This window comes from Bacillus sp. FSL K6-6540, assembly GCF_038007545.1.
The window spans coordinates 5,186,591-5,204,233 of sequence record NZ_JBBOXH010000001.1; the positions used below are offsets into that span (position 1 = coordinate 5,186,591).

10 protein-coding genes are annotated in these 17,643 nt (G+C 57.2%); 2 read left to right on the plus strand and 8 right to left on the minus strand.

What is annotated here, in order from left to right:
- Positions 1 to 75: 75 nt before the first annotated feature.
- Both MHH82_RS23075 and MHH82_RS23080 read left to right on the plus strand, forming a co-directional pair.
- Positions 76 to 1,239 carry a GGDEF domain-containing protein gene (locus tag MHH82_RS23075; protein WP_251497714.1) on the plus strand — a complete coding sequence of 388 codons (1,164 nt, stop codon included), beginning with the start codon at positions 76 to 78 and terminating at the stop codon, positions 1,237 to 1,239.
- 192 nt (positions 1,240 to 1,431) lie between these two features.
- Positions 1,432 to 2,820, plus strand: coding sequence for an RsmF rRNA methyltransferase first C-terminal domain-containing protein (locus tag MHH82_RS23080; protein ID WP_015736667.1), 1,389 nt, complete (start codon positions 1,432 to 1,434; stop codon positions 2,818 to 2,820).
- Positions 2,821 to 3,116: 296 nt separating this feature from the next.
- On the opposite strand, the gene MHH82_RS23085 is transcribed toward MHH82_RS23080, so the two are convergent.
- The 8 genes from MHH82_RS23085 to MHH82_RS23120 all read right to left on the minus strand — a co-directional run bounded on the left by MHH82_RS23085 (position 3,117) and on the right by MHH82_RS23120 (position 17,640).
- Positions 3,117 to 4,565, minus strand: coding sequence for an MDR family MFS transporter (locus tag MHH82_RS23085; RefSeq protein ID WP_340967962.1), 1,449 nt, complete (start codon positions 4,563 to 4,565; stop codon positions 3,117 to 3,119).
- The gene (locus tag MHH82_RS23090; RefSeq protein WP_251497719.1) at positions 4,562 to 4,789 is read right to left on the minus strand and encodes an MbtH family protein; all 228 of its coding nucleotides are present in this window, start codon (positions 4,787 to 4,789) and stop codon (positions 4,562 to 4,564) included. The genes MHH82_RS23085 and MHH82_RS23090 overlap by 4 nt, the downstream gene beginning before the upstream one ends.
- Complete coding sequence (locus MHH82_RS23095) at positions 4,773 to 12,002, minus strand: amino acid adenylation domain-containing protein (RefSeq protein WP_340967963.1); 7,230 nt, start codon at positions 12,000 to 12,002, stop codon at positions 4,773 to 4,775. The genes MHH82_RS23090 and MHH82_RS23095 overlap by 17 nt, the downstream gene beginning before the upstream one ends.
- A 15-nt stretch (positions 12,003 to 12,017) precedes the next feature.
- The gene (locus MHH82_RS23100) at positions 12,018 to 13,001 is read right to left on the minus strand and encodes an isochorismatase family protein (RefSeq protein WP_036660234.1); all 984 of its coding nucleotides are present in this window, start codon (positions 12,999 to 13,001) and stop codon (positions 12,018 to 12,020) included.
- Between the two features lie 21 nt (positions 13,002 to 13,022).
- Positions 13,023 to 14,675 carry a (2,3-dihydroxybenzoyl)adenylate synthase gene (locus MHH82_RS23105; RefSeq protein ID WP_340967964.1) on the minus strand — a complete coding sequence of 551 codons (1,653 nt, stop codon included), beginning with the start codon at positions 14,673 to 14,675 and terminating at the stop codon, positions 13,023 to 13,025.
- A 3-nt stretch (positions 14,676 to 14,678) separates the two neighbouring features.
- Positions 14,679 to 15,923 (minus strand): isochorismate synthase DhbC, encoded by a 1,245-nt coding sequence (gene dhbC, locus MHH82_RS23110; protein WP_340967965.1) that lies wholly within the window; start codon positions 15,921 to 15,923, stop codon positions 14,679 to 14,681.
- 78 nt (positions 15,924 to 16,001) lie between these two features.
- Positions 16,002 to 16,787: a 2,3-dihydro-2,3-dihydroxybenzoate dehydrogenase gene (locus tag MHH82_RS23115; protein WP_340967966.1), complete on the minus strand. Its 786-nt coding sequence runs from the start codon at positions 16,785 to 16,787 to the stop codon at positions 16,002 to 16,004.
- Positions 16,768 to 17,640, minus strand: coding sequence for an alpha/beta hydrolase (locus tag MHH82_RS23120; RefSeq protein WP_340967967.1), 873 nt, complete (start codon positions 17,638 to 17,640; stop codon positions 16,768 to 16,770). Before MHH82_RS23120 ends, MHH82_RS23115 begins: the two co-directional genes overlap by 20 nt.
- Positions 17,641 to 17,643 lie beyond the last annotated feature (3 nt).

Below are 17,643 nucleotides of genomic sequence, written 5' to 3' on the forward strand. Positions count from 1 at the left end.
TTCTTTTTCGATATGATATATTAGAACATATGTTTCATGCAAAGGAAACCTATCCCTATTCAGGAGTGAATCGATTTGTCCTATGAATTGAACTACTGGTCCACTTCTCCACTACCCACCATATTTGCCGTGTGCGGAGCTTATATCGCTCTCATGATGCTGATCATGTGTCTCTTTATGTACAGCAAGCAACGCAAGAATGCTTACCTATATATGGCGGCAGCTTTCTTCTTCATTATGACATACGAGGGTCTGAACATCCATTCGGCATGGACGGGAAAACCTGTTTTCTCACCGGAGTCGGACGTTCTGCGTTTCATCCAGCTTTTTTCGTTCGTTCTGCTGAACATCTCGGTTGTCATGCTGTACCGCAAAATCAAAACCATGCATTATTGGCTTCCCTTGTTGTCGGCCGCACTGCTTATGCTTCCATTCATGCTTCCCTCATTCCTTCCATACACCCTTGACCCGATATGGCAAAGCATATATTTTGACGTGCTGCAGCTCGCTGCGCTCTACCTGGCCTACACGCAAGTAACCCCGCGGATCGGACAGCCGATCAAATACGCGCTCGGGCTTGCCGTTTACGTCATCTGGACGATTCTGCAAGCGGTACATACCTATTCCGGCAGCCTGTCGCCTGCGCTTCAGGGACTGGCGCTCGCGCTGCCTGTGCTCTTTTACAGCATCGTGTTCTTCATTCTGTTCAGGCGCATCGTGGAGCTGATGCAGTCCATTTACCGGTCCGCCATTACGGACGGATTAACCGGGCTTTACAACCGCAGGCACTTTATGAAGCATTTGGACCATTACGCGGCGCAGGAGCTGAAGATATCCGCCATCTTCTGCGACATCGACAATTTCAAGAAGCTGAATGATACCCATGGACACGCCAGAGCCGATGAAGTGCTGAAGCAGGTCGCCGCCATCATGGAGGAAGAGCTTGAAGGCATCGGAATTACGGGCCGGTATGGCGGCGAGGAATTGGTCGCCTTGGTCGTTGACCGCAAAGCCAAACCCGCGCAGGTCGCCGAGAAGATCCGAGCCCGAGTGGCGAGCGAGAGCATCGTAACCATCAGTATCGGATACAGCGTGCTGCGCAAAGGCGTTCGCGGCGATGAGCTGATGAAACAGGCGGACAAAGCCATGTATCATTCCAAGACGACCGGCAAAAACAAGGTATCCGATTACCGGTCCCTTAAAACCGCATCCACCGAACCAACGGAATCAGCCGGATAACACTGGCGCAGACTGCCCACGATATGAAGGGGGCGGTCTTTTTTTGCTTGACATTTCTTTACTCCCCCTGCGGCAACGTGATAAACTAATGACCGATTCCTTAGAGACATAAGAAGAAATGAGCTCTGAACAGGGATTAACTGCCTTAACGCAGCAACATGAACCTTATTCTAAAGAAGGAGCTATTAACGAATGGGAAAGGAACTATTGCCTGTCGGTTTCGTCACCAGCATAAACGAAATCCTTGGGGATGCCTCATGTGACTTTTGGGACAGCTACGATTCGCCCCGCACCCATGGGCTGCGTCTTAACCGGCTGAAAGCGGTTCATGCCGCAGACAGCGTCAAAAAACTCATCCGGGACTTCCGGCTGACGTCTGTGTCCTGGTGTGATACCGGATACTATTATGATGAAAGCGTTCGTCCAGGAAAGCACCCTTATCATGCCGCCGGACTATATTATATTCAGGAGCCCTCGGCAATGTCCGCGGTGGAACTGCTGAATCCTCAGCCCGGGGAGACCATCCTGGATCTTGCGGCCGCTCCCGGCGGCAAGACAAGCCATATCGCCTCGAAAATGATGGGCCGGGGACTGCTCGTCTCCAACGAGATCCACCCCGAACGGGCGCGCATTCTGGCCGAGAACGTGGAACGTATGGGAATAACGAATACCGTCGTTACGAGTGCGGCACCGGATCAGCTATCCCGCCGTTTCGTTGCCTGCTTTGACCGGATCATGCTAGATGCGCCATGCTCCGGTGAAGGCATGTTTCGAAAGGATGCCGCTGCAATTGCCGAATGGTCGCCTGAACACGTGGATCTGTGCGTTGCGCGGCAGTGGGACATTGTCCAGGAGGCTTACCGGATGCTCAAGCCAGGCGGAACGTTGGCGTATTCCACCTGTACGTTCAACACGGCGGAAAATGAGGAGATGATCGAGCACATTCTCTCGCAGTATCCCGATTTGGAACTGCAGCAAATGAAGCGCTTATGGCCACATTTGGAGCGGGGCGAGGGGCATTTTGTTGCCATCTTGGTCAAAACGCCGGCGGCCGAGGCTTACAGCGACGATCAAGAGACCTTTACCAACAGCGGTAAGGCTCAGGCCAAATCAAACCGGGGCGGCAAACAGGCTCCTGCGCTTTCCGCCCTGGCCGACTTTCAAGACTGGGCGAAGCAGGACCTCCCCGGCTTTGAGCTTGGCGGTGGCACGCCGATATTGTTCGGCGAAGAATTATATTGGCTGCCGGTCAGCGAGAGCGTCCCTTGGCACGATAAGCAGCTGAAGGGGCTGAAGATGCCGCGCGCCGGCCTTCATCTCGCCCACCTGAAGAAGAATCGGATCGAGCCGGCTCACGCCCTTGCCATGTCCTTGAATCCAGGCCAAGCCGCCAGAAGCTGGGATCTGCCTTCAGATTCTGCCGAAACGGCTGCTTATTTGCGGGGAGAGGTGCTCTCCATTCCGTCCGAATATAGGGGCTGGACTTTGGTGACTACGGACGGGCTCCCCCTCGGCTGGGGCAAAGCCAGCGGCGGCCAGCTCAAGAATCACCTGCCCAAGGGCCTGCGCAATCCCAAGTAGCGCCCCTTTCTAATCCCACATAAAGTGGCGAACGGAGAAAGACTGCCGTTACAGCGGATAGGATTTTAAATAACATTCAGCATACGAAAAGGCCAATAGATCAAATTAGCAGACGATTGCGTGCTTGCTGATTCATATCGTAAAAAGGGACTGTACTCTTCTGCACCAGCATGCAGGAGTACAGCCCCTTTTTCACTTGAAATGCTTTTACGGCCATCCGGCCATCACCGAAAACTAAGCGTATTTCCACTAAATCCAAGGGGATCTCGTCTATGGCATCCGGATGTTTAGCACGGTTATTTTTCGGCTGGAGCCGCCTGTTCCTTGGCCGGTATTGTGGCGGGTTTGCGAATCGTGGACGCCGCATCGGCATCCCGTATCCATAACGCCGCGCCTGCACCGATGAGCAGGAAGCCAGCGGCCCCAAGCAATGCTGCTCGATATGCCGTCAGATTCGGCCCCAACTCCCCCGCCGCGTTTACGGTCTCCGTTCCAACGGTAGCCAAGATGCCTGATAGAACAGCCAGCCCGATGGCGGGACCAAGTCTGTTCTGCACCGTAAACCAGGTGGAAGCGCGCCCCATCGAAGCAGGCGGGATGGTGGCAAAGGCAGCGATCTGAACGGATCCCACGGTTTGACCAAGGAAAATGCCGACGCCAAATAGCAGGGCCCGTATAAACCACGGATTCGTCCCGGCGTCCACCATGCTGAGCATAATAAAAATGAGCGCGGTAACCGCAAATCCCATGATGATCACTCGCCTAGGGCCCATCCTTGGATACGTCCAGGGTACGAGCTGCGAGGCAACCATCAGCCCGATGGCTTCGGGAAACGTCGTCAGCCCCGTATCCAAGGCGGAGACGTGCAGGGCGTTCTGATACATCAAGGGAAATACGTAGAGCATGCCCAGCAGACCTGCAGATGCACACATCGCGATGATACCCGACGTTCGGAACAAGCGATTGCCCAGCAGCCGCAAATCCAGCAGCGGTTTCGCAGCCCTTAGCTCCACCTTCACCAGAGCAGACAACAGCAAGATGCCAGCCAGGCCGACGCCCCATACCCGCGGGGCGTCCCACCCGTGCAGCGGCCCCTGGCTCAAGGCGAACATCAGCAGGGCAAGACCCGGCGCGGACAGCAGCAAGCCCGGCACGTCCAGCTTGCCGGCATCCGGCTCCGGATGCTCCTTCAGCCAGAATAAACCGAACACGAGAGCGGGAATGCCGATCGGCAAGCTCACGAAGAAGATCCACCGCCACGTCAAATATTCAAGAAGCAGCCCGCTCACAACCGGGCCGATTGCAGGCGCAATCGCGATAGGCAGGATGAGCGCCCGGGAGATTTTCGCGCGCTCCTGCGGCGGGAACATGCGGAACAGCATCGCCATGCCGACCGGGGTCAGCAAGCCGCCGCCGATGCCTTGGATCACGCGAAAAAGCGTCAACGCAGCCAAGCTGTCTGCAGAGCTGCACAATACGGATGCTCCGGTAAAAAGGCCCAGTGCCAGGAGAAACGTACGCTTTGTTCCCCATGTATCGCCAAGCCAGCCCGCCATCGGCAGAACGATGGCCAAGCTGACCAAATAACCGACATTCAGCACGCCTGAAGCCGCAGGGGGCACTTCAAGCTCCCGGCTGATCGTCTGAAGCGCCACGTTCAGCACGGTGGCGTCCATGGCAACCACAAACATCGCGGCCACATAGACGATGCATACTACTTTTTTTGGATTCAGCCCTTGGCTCATGGTCCAGGTTCCGGTATTGCCCCCGCATCGGCATACAAGCTCCGCGGCCGTAAATCGACCCAGTTCTCGTTGATATAGGCGACGCATTCCTCCCGTGTGCCAAGTCCCAAAACCTGGTTCCAGCCGGCCGGAATAGCCGCGAACGCCGGCCAGAGCGAATATTGGCCCTCGTGGTTCATCAGTACAAGAAACTTGCCGTCGGCTTGCTCAAAAGGATTGGTCATAGATCAGTTCCCTCCTGTCCCTCGTCGTCTCTGTTTTAGATGCCATTACCTCAAGCTTGCTTAGAATAGTCTTGCCGATCTCATCCAGAGGTCCCGGCTGGCATAAATCCTTATGACGGCATTCGATATCGTGCCGCTCGATTTTGCCGCCTACGTAAGGCTCCCACATCTCCGGGTCGATGGGGTCAAACCAATCCGGGATGATCGTGGAGTGGAAGAATAACATATCTCCCTCAAACCGCTTCGGAACGTAAGCCTTTAGCAGTTGAACCGAATTTTCATAGGTCGTCTTCAGATTCATGATCGTTTCTTCCTCAAGGGACGAGAGCGCGCTGCTCTCGTTACGCAGCAGTTCAAGGGCAGCCGTTATGGTTAACGGCGCGTCTCCAAGCCCCGCTTCAATGCTCTCCCTGTCGAAGCCTCCAAGCGCCAGCAGCGCGGTCAAAGCCTCGTCTTCATCGGGTTTTTCCTTGATCGGCAAATAATGGCTTGGATAAGCATCCAATATGGCGAGCAATTCAATGTCCTCACCCGCTTCCTGCAGCTGTACCGCAATCGACTGAGCGACATTGCCGCCCAAGGACCAGCCGAGCAGCCGATATGGACCCGCTGGCTGTAGGGAGCGGATATGGCCGATGTAGTCTGCCGTCATCTCTTCCAGTGATCCCGGCAGCTCCTCCGCATGGGCAATGCCCCTTGCCTGCAAGCCGTAAAGCGGATAATTCATGCCGAGATGCTTCATTAAACCAGCGTAGCACCAGCTTAATCCTCCTGCCGGATGCACGCAGAACAGCGGGGTTTGATCTCCATGCGACCGAAGCGGAAGCACGACCTGCAGCGCGCTGTTCCCGCCGCCCATCTCAAGCTTGTCGACTAGCCCCGCTACCGTCGGTGCTTCGAACAATGCTGCAATGCTCAATTCTTTGCCGAGGGCTTCGCGAACCCGGCTGATAAGCCGGACGGCCAGTAAGGAATGACCGCCGAGCTCGAAGAAACTGTCATCGATGCCGACCCGCTTGGCGCCGAGGATTTCGGCAAACAGCTCGCATAACACTTCCTCCTGCGGAGTTCGCGGATTGCGCCCATCCGCATCCGGCAACATATCGGGGGCCGGCAGCGCTTTACGATCCAGCTTTCCGTTAGGCGTAAGCGGCAGCTTATCCATCATGACGAAAGCCCATGGCACCATGTAATCAGGAAGCAGCGAAGCGGCATAACGCCGCAGCTCCGTACCCGAAGGCGACTCGCCGGGATTGCCGACGACATATGCCGCAAGCCGCTGGTCTCCGGGCTGATCCTCACGCACGATGACAGCCGCCTGCGAGAGTGCCTCATGACGCACGAGGACCGATTCGATTTCGCCAAGCTCGATCCGGAAGCCGCGTATTTTCACCTGATGGTCGGACCGTCCCAAATAATCCAACGTGCCGTCGGCAAAACGTCTCGCCAAATCGCCGGTTCGGTACATTCTTGTCCCCGGCGGGCCGTATGGGTCCGCCACGAACCGGTCGGCGGTAAGGTCGGGACGTCCCCAGTACCCGCGCGCCAATCCTGCGCCGGCGACATACGTTTCCCCGATCACGCCATACGGAACGGGCTGAAGCCTGTCATCGAGCACGTACACCCGCAGATCCGGGATCGCTTCGCCGATCAGGCTGCCGACTCCCGGCAGCGCCAGGTTTCGGTTCAGCTCCAGATAGCTGACATGCACGGTCGTTTCCGTTATGCCGTACATGTTGATCAGACGCGGGGCATCGTCGGCATGGCGCCGATACCAATCCGTAAGCTGGCCAAGTTCCAAGGCTTCGCCTCCGAACACAACGTACCTTAGCGACAACTGCCGACCCGTCTCCGGCTGCTCCCGATCCGCCTGAATCAAAGGATAGAACGCCGACGGCGTCTGATTCAACACGGTCACGCCTTCCCGGACCAGCAAGCTTAACATCTCTTCAGGCGATCGGCTGACCGTATGCGGAACCACAACGAGCCGGCCGCCATACAAGAGCGGGCCCCATATTTCCCACACCGAGAAATCGAAGGCATACGAATGGAACAAGGTCCATACATCGGTTTCATTAAACTGGAACCAATGCCGGGTGGAATCGAATAGCCTGACGACATTCTGATGCGGCACCAGCACGCCCTTCGGTTTGCCTGTGGAACCGGAGGTATAAATGATATAAGCGGCATTCTGCGGCATAAGCCGTCCAAGACGCTCACGGTCGCTTGGATTCTCCTTGGAATAACCCTGCCATTGCATAGCCTCTTCAGGTCCATCGATGACAACGCGCAGCCATTGTCCGAAACTCGGCAGCTGATCCATCGCGTGAACGCTCGTCATGACGCATACCGGACAAGCATTCTCCATCATGTAAGCCAATCGATCCTCCGGATACTCCGGATCCAGAGGCAGGTAAGCGGCCCCCGCTTTAAGCACGGCCAGAATGCAGACGACCATATCCACCGAACGCGGCAGTACGAGAGCTACGATCTGCTCCGTACCGACGCCGGAGGCAATCAAGAAATGGGCAAGCCGGTTGGCTCGCTCGTTCAGCTCCTCATAACTCATAGACTGGCCGTCATGGACAATCGCGACCGATTGAGGCGAGCGGCTGACCTGCGCTTCAAACCGCTCGGACAAAGTTGCCTGCTCGGTGACTGGCAGCGGCGCACTCCATTGTCGACGAATCTCCTCCTGTTCATCAACGGTTAGAACATCCAGTTTACTGATGGTTTTACTTGGTTCAATGACAGCACTTTCCAATACGCGCACGTATCGTTCCGCCATCGCTTCCGCCGTGCCGCGCTCGAACAAATCCGAGCTGAATTCAATGAAGCCGTCAACGCCATTCGGCTCGCCGTTCTGATCCCGCCGCTCGGTCAGTTCGAAGGTTAAGTCGAACTTCGAAGTGCCCACGTTTTGCAGCTGGAGCTTCGAGCTGATTCCCGGAAGCTCAAGCGAAGTTTCCGGCGTGTTCTGCAGCACCAGCATCACTTGGAAGAGTGGATGTCTCGCCCGGGAACGCGGAGGGTTCAGCGTCTCGACAAGCCGCTCGAACGGCACGTCCTGATGCTCGAAGGCTGCCAAGCTCTTTTCCCGCACCCGTCGCAGCAACTCATCGAACGTCGGGTCGTTCGACGTATCCACGCGAAACACAAGGGTATTGATGAAGAAACCGATTAAATGATCCAGATTGTCGTCATTCCGACCCGATACGGGGCTACCGATCGGAATGTCCGTACCTGCACCCAGCTTCGTAAACAGCGCAGCCATCGCGGACTGAAATACCATGAATAAAGTCGCCCTGTTGCTCTGCGCGAGCCCATTCAACTGCTGATGCAGCTCACGGGATATCGAAAACGGCACGCTGCCGCCCTGATAGCTGGCCACGGCGGGCCGTGGAAAGTCGGTAGGCAGCTCCAATTGCTCCGGCAAGCCGGAAAGCGTTTCGGTCCAATATTCCAGCTGGCGGTCAATCAGGCTGTTCTCGTCGCCCGAGCGGCCAAACAGCTTCTGCTGCCACATGGCATAATCCGCATATTGTACCGGTAACGGAGTCCATGTCGGCTCACTCCCCAGGCACCTTGCCGCATAGGCATCCGCTAGATCCCGCGTCAACGGGGTAAGCGACCAGCCGTCTCCGGCGATATGATGCAGCAGCAACAGCAGGACAAACTCTCGATCGCCCAGCTTAAACAGCTCTGCCCGAAGGGAAGTTTCTGCTGCAAGCTCGAAACGGTACCTGACGGCATCGGCCAATCGATCCGCAAGCTCCGCTTCGCGGATCTCGGTTACCATTAGCTCCGGCCGGGCCCTCTCGGCATCCAAAATGCGCTGATACGAAGCCCCGTCGTGTTCAGGATACACCGTGCGCAGCGACTCATGCCGAGCCACTACATCCCTCAGTGCCATGCGCAGCGATGCCAGATCGAGGTCACCCGACAAGCGGGCCACAAGAGGAATATTATAGGTTGGGCTCGGACCCTCCAACCGATATAAAAACCATAACCGCTGCTGCGCAAACGACAACGGCAAGCGCTCGCCTCTTGCCGCGGGACGCACGGACTGTCTGGCTGCTTGCGCATGATCGAGCCGCTTAACGAGACTCGCGGCCGTTGACGATTCGAACAGGCTGCCAATGCCGAGCTCTGCGCCGAATGCTTCCTGGATACGGACCATGACCCGGCCGGCTAACAGGGAATGACCGCCAAGCTCGAAGAAATCATCGTCGATGGTAACCCTCGGCAAGCCCAGCACCTCGCCAAAAATCGTGCAAAGCATCTCCTCTTGCGGCGTTCGCGGCATACGCCCGGCCGCCAGCCGAATATCTGGCACGGGAAGCGCGTTGCGATCCACTTTCTTGTTCGGCGTGAGCGGCAGCGCTTCAAGGGGTACGATGACAGACGGCACCATATACTCGGCCAGTTTCTCTGCGGCATAGCTCCGTAAATCTGCCGAATCGATGGGATATGGCCAGTCTGACGACGGAACGATATATGCCGCAAGCCGGCGATCTCCGATCCGTTCCTCGCGAACCATGACAAAGGCCTGCTCCACTGCCGGATGTGCCACAAGCACGGACTCGATCTCGCCGGTCTCGATCCGGAAGCCGCGCAGCTTGATCTGATGGTCGGCGCGTCCCAAATAATCGATCCAGCCGTTCTCCTGCCAGCGGGCAAGGTCGCCTGTTCGGTACATCCGGGAGCCCGGGGGACCGTAAGGATCCGCGACAAACCGATCCGCCGTCAAGTCGGGTCTTCCCAAATACCCCCGGCCGAGTCCCAAGCCCGCAATATACAGCTCGCCCGTTACGCCTGGCGGAACCGGGGAGAGCGAAGAATCGAGCACATACAGTCTCGTATTCCACACCGGTCCTCCGATGGATGGCTTTTCTGGTGCTTGATCGAGTTTTGCCGCCGTCGAATATATCGTTGTCTCCGTCGGTCCATATTGATTGTTCACTTCGCAGTTCAGGTCTTGAAGCGCAAGCTTAAGACCGACCGGCAGCGCCTCGCCACCGGTAATGACTTTAAGCCGCTCAAATTTCCCTGGACGGCAAGCGACAATCGACTGCCATAACGTCGGGGTCGCCTGCATGATGGTCGTCCTCGTCTCCCGAATTCGACGAATGAGCGACGCTGCGTCGAGAATGGTATCCCGCATCACGATGTCGAGCGTCGAACCGCATGCCAGGGGCAGCAGCATCTCCATGACCGAGATATCGAATGACATCGTGGTGACCGACAGCCAGCGGTCCCTCTCCCCGATGCCCAAACGCTCGCGCATATCCGACAGCAGATTGGCTAGGCCTTCGAACGTGAGCATGACCCCCTTGGGTCGGCCGGTTGATCCGGAAGTATAAATAACGTAGGACGGGTGAAGCGGCAGCAGCGGACGTACGCGATCAGCATCGACAGGATTATGAAAGGCCTGCTGCTCCAATCGCTGAAGGGTAGCCGCGGCATCCAACAGGATTACGTCCTTATCTTCCATGACAGCCGCGAAATGTTCAGACAGCTGCCGGGTCGTTATCAAGCATGCCGGGTTGGCATCGGCAAGCATATAAGCGATCCGATCATCCGGATAGTCCGGATCCAATGGTAAGTATGCCGCCCCGGCCTTATGCACGGCGAGGATGGCAACAAGCATATCCACCGACCGTGGCAGCGACAGGGCAACGATTCGCTCAGGCCCTATTTCCCGGGCAATCAGCAAGCGAGCCAGGCGATTCGCCCGCCTGTTCAAGTCCTCGTAACAAAGGGATAACCCTTCGCATATGACCGCTTCCGCCTGCGGCGTACGCGCAGCCTGCTCCTCGAATAATTGCGGCACGCTGAGCTGCGGCAAGGCGCGGGTCGTATCGTTCCACTGAACGAGCACCTTCTCGCGTTCGTCCGGCAAAATATAGTCCAAGCCCCCGACGGGATCATTCGGCTCCGCTTCAGCAAGGCTGTCCAGCAGATACAAATAGCGTTGTAAATGGGACTCTAACTCATCTGCGCCGTAAATCAGCGGATTGGCATCCATGTCGATTCTCAGCCCGTGCCCGCCCAATCCGCCGTACACGTTCATCGTCAAATCATCCACGGGACCGGACGCAAGATTACGGACGCTGCCTCGGAAACCGCCAACATTCAATTCTTCCGCGAAAGGCATCACATTCACGAGCGGTCCGAATAACCTGCGGTTGTCCGCAAGCAGCTTGAGATCACGCCGGATGTCCTGATGCCTGTAGCGCTGATGCCGCTTGATTTCGCGATTCTCCCGTGCGACCTGCCGCAGCAGATCGATCAGGGTCATATCGGGCCTGACGCGCACCCGGAACGGCAGCAAATTCATGACCATGCCCGGAATGCGGATGGATGACGAGCCTAAGCGGCACATCACCGGCAATCCAAGCACAACCTCCTCGGCGCTTGTTATACGATGGACAAATAGAGCCGCAGCAGCCGCAATCACATCCGGCCAGCTTGTCCCTGCAGCTTGCGCTGCCGCCTGCAAGCGTTGCATTGTAGATGCCGGAAGCTGCGCCGAACGGCGCAGGAAGCTCCGCGCCGAACGCTGTGCCTGTCCCCCTAAGCTGACCACCTCCGGCTCATCGGCAAAGCGCTGCAGCCAGAATTGGCGGTCCGAGTCGAGCTGTTGCGACATGCGGTATGACGCATCTTCTTCCAGAATCGTCCGGAACCTGCCGAACGCGCCTATGCCGGATGTGATCCCGCCCGTTAAGTCCGTGTAGACCTCGGAAACTTTTTGCAGCAGAAGCGATACGCCGAATCCATCGATCGCGATATGATGAATGCGTTGGTACCAATAGTAGCGATCGGCGGCGAGCTTGAGCAGCGCCTCCGTAAACAGCGGTCCTCGGCTTAGATCGATAGCTTGGGCAAGGTCATGCTCCATCCAGCTTTGGGCAGCAAGATGAGGATTCTCCTTCCCGCTGACATCCATCACATGTAGAGGCCAGTCAGAAGACGGATCGATCGACTGCCAAGGACCGTCCGCATCTTCGCCGAAGCGGGCAAACAGGGCATCGGCCTCCCCCACCACCTGGCGCAAGGCCTTCTCGAAGAGAACCGGATCTACAGGTCCTCGAATCTCAATGCATTCCGCCGTGTTGAATATCGGATTGTCGGGGTCCAGCTGCTGGGCATACCATATCCCCAACTGCGCTCCGGACAGGGACCAGCGCTCCCTCTTTTGCTCAAGCATACGAATTCCCTCCTTTTACACCGTATAGTAATCATAATTGGGCGGTGACACCCGCACGTTCTGCTTGTCCGACAGCAATCCCCACCAGCCCGCCAGTGTCGGCTGCTCGGCCAACTCCACAAAGCTGATATCCAAGCCCTCGCGCCGGAAGCGCTCGGCCAAACTCATGATGCGAATGGAATCCAGTCCCCAGTATTCAATCAAATGGTCATCCTCGCCGATGCTCGACGGCCGTTCCTGCAGCAATTCCGCTACGTTCTCTCGCAACGTCTGCAGCGTGAGCGGCGATTGCTCCTCCACAGCATCTGCGGGTCTTCCCTCTCCGGTTGGAGCTTCGGAACGACCCGAGACGGGGTGACGCGCTGGAGTCAGCGAAGCGATCAGTCGTTCCGTGGTCAGCGTAACGGCGCAGCGTTCCGCTGCATACACAAGTGCCAGACGGTGCTTCTCTAACGAGAAATCCGCAAGGGCATCCGCAATGAAGAACGGCTGTATGTCTTTCATGAAAGCTTCGCCGGCGGTCAACAGACAGCCGATGTGAGCATAGATCCCGCAGATCATCAACTGGTCGCGGCCTAGCTCGCGCATGATTTCATGCAGATCGGTCTTCTGAAAGGCGCTGTACCTCCATTTGGTCAACAGCATATCCCGTTCCGACGGCGCTACCGCATCCACGAACTTTTTCTGGTATGGACCGTCGTTGATGCCGGATCCCCAGAAATCCTGCAGCAGGCCGCGCTGCTCCGGTGCCTGACCCCCGGGCTGGGCCGAATAGATCACGGGAATGCCTAGCTCCGCGCAGCAGGAACGCAGCTTCTGAATATGGGCGATCAGTTCCACGACCGGCGATTGATCAGGCGTGAACGCGTCGATGAAATATTGCTGCATATCGTGGATGAGCAGCACGGCACGGTTCGGATCCGCCGTCCATGCTACCTTGTTCTTGGGCAGGTCGGTCTCCCCTGGCATGGGATAAGGTAAAATCTTAGGAAGTGCCATCCATATCTCCTCATTTCGATGTTATTTGGAAAGTTTCAGCCGTGCGTCCTGATTCTGAGCCGCGAGCTCCCGCAGCTGCTTTTTGCTTACTTTGCCGACACCCGTGTGGGGGAAGGAATCCATAAATTCCACCCGATCCGGGATTTTGTACGCAGCGAGCCCTCTATTTCTGAGAAACGCCTTCAGCTCATTGCCGCTAACCGCGCCATGATGAACGATAACGAAGGCGCAGGTCCGCTCGCCCAGATACTCGTCCGGCATGGCGACCACGGCAGCATCGTACACGCTGGGATGGGCAAGCAGATGGTTCTCTACCTCTTCGGCCGCAACCTTGTCGCCCCCGCGGTTAATTTGATCCTTGGAACGGCCTTGGATCACCAGATAACCTGAAGGCGTCATGCTAGCAAGGTCACCCGTGCGATAGAAGCCGTCCGTGGTAAAAGCCTTCTCGTTGTGCTTGTCCGCTTTATAGTAGCCGCGAATCGTATAAGGCCCCCGTGTCAGCAATTCCCCAACTTCGCCGGGGGCAACCTCGACATCATCCTCATCGACCAGCCTCACTTCATCGTACGGGGACATGGGCCGCCCCTGCGTATGCACCGTTATGTCTTCGGGGTCATCCAGCCGGGTATAGTTCACCAAGCCTTCCGCCATCCCGTACACTTGCTGCAGCTTGCATCCCAGCACCGTTTTCACGCGTTGGGCCGCCTCCGCACTGAATTTGGCTCCGCCTACCTGCAGCACCTGCAGATTGGAGAGGTCTTCGGAACGGGATGGTGCCGCTTCAAGCCAAATCAAGGCCAGGGGCGGAACGACCGCCGCTATCGTGACGCCCTCGGAAGCGATCAGCGGAAATGCCGCATCCGGACTCGCTGACCGTGCAAGAACAACCCTGCCTCCGGCATACAGCGTCCCCAGCACGCCCGGCGAGCTGAGCGGGAAATTATGCGCGACGGGAAGTACCGCCAAATAAACGCTATCCTTATCCAGCGAGCAGATTTCGGCGCTCATGCGCAAGCTGTAAATATAGTCGTCATGCGTGCGCGGTATGAGCTTCGGCAGTCCGGTCGTCCCGCCCGACAGCTGGAGAAACGCGACATCACCGGGATCAGGGCCTTCCGCATCTGATCCGTGCGAAGAGCACTCCGAATCATCGAGGTACAAATCGTCCAGGGATACGAACGCCCCCGGACCCGGGTCGCCGGCTACGATGACATGGCGGAGGGAAGGGACCGATGCCTGAACCTGAGCCGCCAGGTCGCGATAGTCGAAGCCCGATTCCATATCGGGAATGATATACGCGGCGGCTTCGCTAAAGCCGCATAGATATACGATTTCGTTCCGGCGGTGAACGGGCAGAGCGAAGACGGGAAGCGCCCCTATGCGGAACAGCGCGAATATCGTATCGAAAAATGAAGCGATGTTCGGCAGCTGAACGATAACCCGTTCCTGTGCCTTAATGCCGAGCTTAAGAAATCCCGCGGCCAATCGATCCACCCGGTTGTCCAGTTCGGCGTAGCTTATGTGCCGGTCGCCGCACACGACCGCAACCCGTTCCCCATGCGCTGCAGCCCGTTTACGCAAGAGCTCTCCAAAGGTTTCGCCCTGCCAGCAGCCTGCCTCCCGGTAGCGGGCGGCAAATTCCTCCGGCCAAGCCTTACAACCTGCCAACATTCCTCATTCCTCCTCCAACATCGTTGTTTGTTGTTCATTCAAACCCATCGCGGCCAGAATCGTGCGGAATTTGGCCGAAGTCTCGGCCAGCTCCGCCTCCGCTATGGAACCGGTCACGATTCCTGCGCCTGCGAACACCCGCAATAAGGTTCCTTCCGTTTCTGCGCAGCGAATCGTCACCGCCCACTCGCCATCCCCGTTGGCATCCGACCAACCGACGGCTCCCGAGTAGAAGCCGCGATCGAACGGCTCGATCTCTTGTATGGCATCCCGGGCCGCATCGGTCGGCGTGCCGCAGATTGCCGGCGTCGGATGCATGGCCAGGGCAAGCTCCAATGACGTTACCGATTCATCCTTCAGGACGCCATTGATTTCGGTGGATAGATGCCACATGGCTTTGGTCTGTACGAGCGAAGGTTCGGCGGGAACCTCCAGCTTGCTGCAATAAGGCTGCAAGGCCGATGCCACGGCATCGATTACGATGGCATGCTCATATCGGTCTTTGGCGGATGACAGCAGGGCTGCCGCCCGCCGCCGATCTTCAGCGGGATCGGCGCTTCGTGCCGCAGAACCCGCCAATGGATTTCCTTTGATTCGTGAACCCTTCTTCGTAATTAAGAGTTCGGGGCTTGCGCCAAACAGCGTCCGGGTGGATGCAACGGCATCCGGGCTTGAAGTGTGGGACAATTCGGGTGGCAACGGTACGGCAAACGTGTAGCCATGGGAGTGGTGATAAGCTAAATGAGTCAATATCTGTGGAATGGACAGGGCATGAGGAAGCGTGATATCCAGCGTTCGGGAAAGCACCGCTTTATGGAGTTTCTTTTGAGAAATGAGGTCCAGCAGCCGGTTCACGCCTTCCTTGAACGCCGTCGGCTCCGGAACGGAAAGCACTTTGTAACTGGAAATTCGGGGCATTTCCGGATCCTTGCCTTCAGAGAATAGAAGGGAATCGTGCCACTGGGCCGAAAGCGGAATAAACAGACTGGCCGGTTTTTGAATGTCAAAAGGTATGGCGCCAACAACAACGGCATCCGGCCGTCCCGCTTGCTTCGCGAATTCCAGCAATTCACGGACGCGTTCCGGCAGCGTTCTGTGCCCGGTCCCCGAGGGAACCAGCAGTCTTGAGTACTCTCCATGCGTTAACAGCGTCTTGCGAGGGGATGAGAAGAAGAAAGACGAACCGACCTGGTATTGTTCCATAAGTTGCGCAGCCTCCGCTGCGGTTGGAGCATCATAGTGTAACATTTCAGTCTCCTCTCTGCTTATGAGCCTACCTAGTATATTGAATTTAGAAAATCATCAAGCATGAAAACCCGTAAATGCTCAGCATCCCAACGTCGCGCCGCCATCCACGCATACGTCCTGCATTGTCATGTGCCCGGCCCGGTCGGATACAAGGAAAATGACCGCATCCGCAATGTCCGAAGGGAGCGCGATTTTGCCAAGCGGTATGCCGAGGCGGAAGGAGTCCGGCGCCCCCTCGATAATGGACCTTGCACCATGATCATCCTGCCATAACAAACGCTGCATTTCGGTATCCGTAGAGCCGGGGGAAACCACGTTACAGCGGATATGATGGCGGGCATATTCGAGCCCCAGGCATTTCGTAAACATCGTGGACGCTGCTTTGGAGGCGGCATAGGCCGACATCTGCGACCGCGGAACCTTGGACGCATTCGAGCCTACCGTCACGATAGCTCCGGAATGTCGGCTCGCCATGCGTCGCACGACGGAGCGTGACGTGTAGAATACGCCGTGGGTATTGACGTTGAAGTGGGCCTGCCAATCCTCGTCGGTAAGCGACTCGACCCCACCGACCCGCAGCACTCCCGCTACGTTGACGAGAATCTCGATCGGTCCGAGCTCATCCTCAACCCGTTCGACCATCGCTTCAACCTCGGCACTGCGGCTCACATCCGCCTTGTAAGCCGCGGCATGAACGCCTGAGCCGGATAGGTCGGCCGCAAGGCGGAGCAGCTCGGCCTCCTTCCGGTCGCAGGCCGCTACAACGGCTCCTTGCCGGGCAAGGGCCCGTGCCACCGCTTCGCCTATTCCTTGGGCGGCACCGGTCACGAGCGCTACTTTCCCTCTAATGCCTGTGCTCTCCATGGTGATCATCTCCTTCGTGTTCAGGGTGAAGGGCAAATCGTAATGCTCTGCTGATAAGGACCGGCAGCACGGATAGATGCCCTTCGCCCTCAAACTCCTTGAATTCGGCATGCATGCCATACTCGGACAGAACAGCCAGACGTTCGGCGAGCTCAGATGCACGGATGCAATTGCCTGTGACGTGGGGCCTTTCGAGCTCTCCTGCGCCAAGCAGCAGCCGAACAGGATAAGGTCTTTCCTTCATCTGATCGGCATAGCGCTGCTCCAGCTCCCCTAAATACTCCGAATTCCAGTGAATAGAAGGGCTGCCGGCGATGTAACACGAGAACGCCTGCGGTTTGCTGAACATGGCATAAAGCGTGAACAGCCCGCCGAGGGAATGGCCGAATATCGTCTGGCGATGCCGGTCAATGTTGAACTCGCCCTCGATCTGCGGTTTCAGCTCCTCCTCGATGAATTGCAGAAACTCAGCCGCTCCCCCCTGCTCCGGCACGGAATCCCCGTCCAGCTTGTTCCTGAACTTCGTGTTTGGATAGGGCGTGTAATCATAGAACCGGTCCGAAGCATACTGTCCCTCCGTCTCGTAACCGATGCCGACAACGACAGCCGGCAATATCCCGGTTTTGTGCGGTCTATGGCACTGCAGGCGGAGCGTCTCAACCATCGTGTGAAACACGCTGTTCCCGTCCAGTAAATAGATGACCGGATAACCGGACGGCGGGGCAGGTCCCGTCGGCTGCGCCGTTATGATTCGATAGCGGCGCCCGCTCCTCGAGTGCATCACCCAATGCTCCGCACGGGCCAGCACCACGCTGTGCCTCATCATGTCAACGGAAGTCGTATGATGGCTCATATG

Excerpts from the sequence above, each read along its gene's own strand:
- MHH82_RS23080 (WP_015736667.1), top strand. The coding sequence starts at position 1,432 with ATGGGAAAGGAACTATTGCCTGTCGGTTTCGTCACCAGCATAAACGAA.
- MHH82_RS23085 (WP_340967962.1), bottom strand. The coding sequence starts at position 4,565 with ATGAGCCAAGGGCTGAATCCAAAAAAAGTAGTATGCATCGTCTATGTG.
- MHH82_RS23090 (WP_251497719.1), bottom strand. The coding sequence starts at position 4,789 with ATGACCAATCCTTTTGAGCAAGCCGACGGCAAGTTTCTTGTACTGATG.
- MHH82_RS23095 (WP_340967963.1), bottom strand. The coding sequence starts at position 12,002 with ATGCTTGAGCAAAAGAGGGAGCGCTGGTCCCTGTCCGGAGCGCAGTTG.
- MHH82_RS23100 (WP_036660234.1), bottom strand. The coding sequence starts at position 13,001 with ATGGCACTTCCTAAGATTTTACCTTATCCCATGCCAGGGGAGACCGAC.
- MHH82_RS23105 (WP_340967964.1), bottom strand. The coding sequence starts at position 14,675 with ATGTTGGCAGGTTGTAAGGCTTGGCCGGAGGAATTTGCCGCCCGCTAC.
- dhbC (WP_340967965.1), bottom strand. The coding sequence starts at position 15,923 with ATGTTACACTATGATGCTCCAACCGCAGCGGAGGCTGCGCAACTTATG.
- MHH82_RS23115 (WP_340967966.1), bottom strand. The coding sequence starts at position 16,787 with ATGGAGAGCACAGGCATTAGAGGGAAAGTAGCGCTCGTGACCGGTGCC.
- MHH82_RS23120 (WP_340967967.1), bottom strand. The coding sequence starts at position 17,640 with ATGAGCCATCATACGACTTCCGTTGACATGATGAGGCACAGCGTGGTG.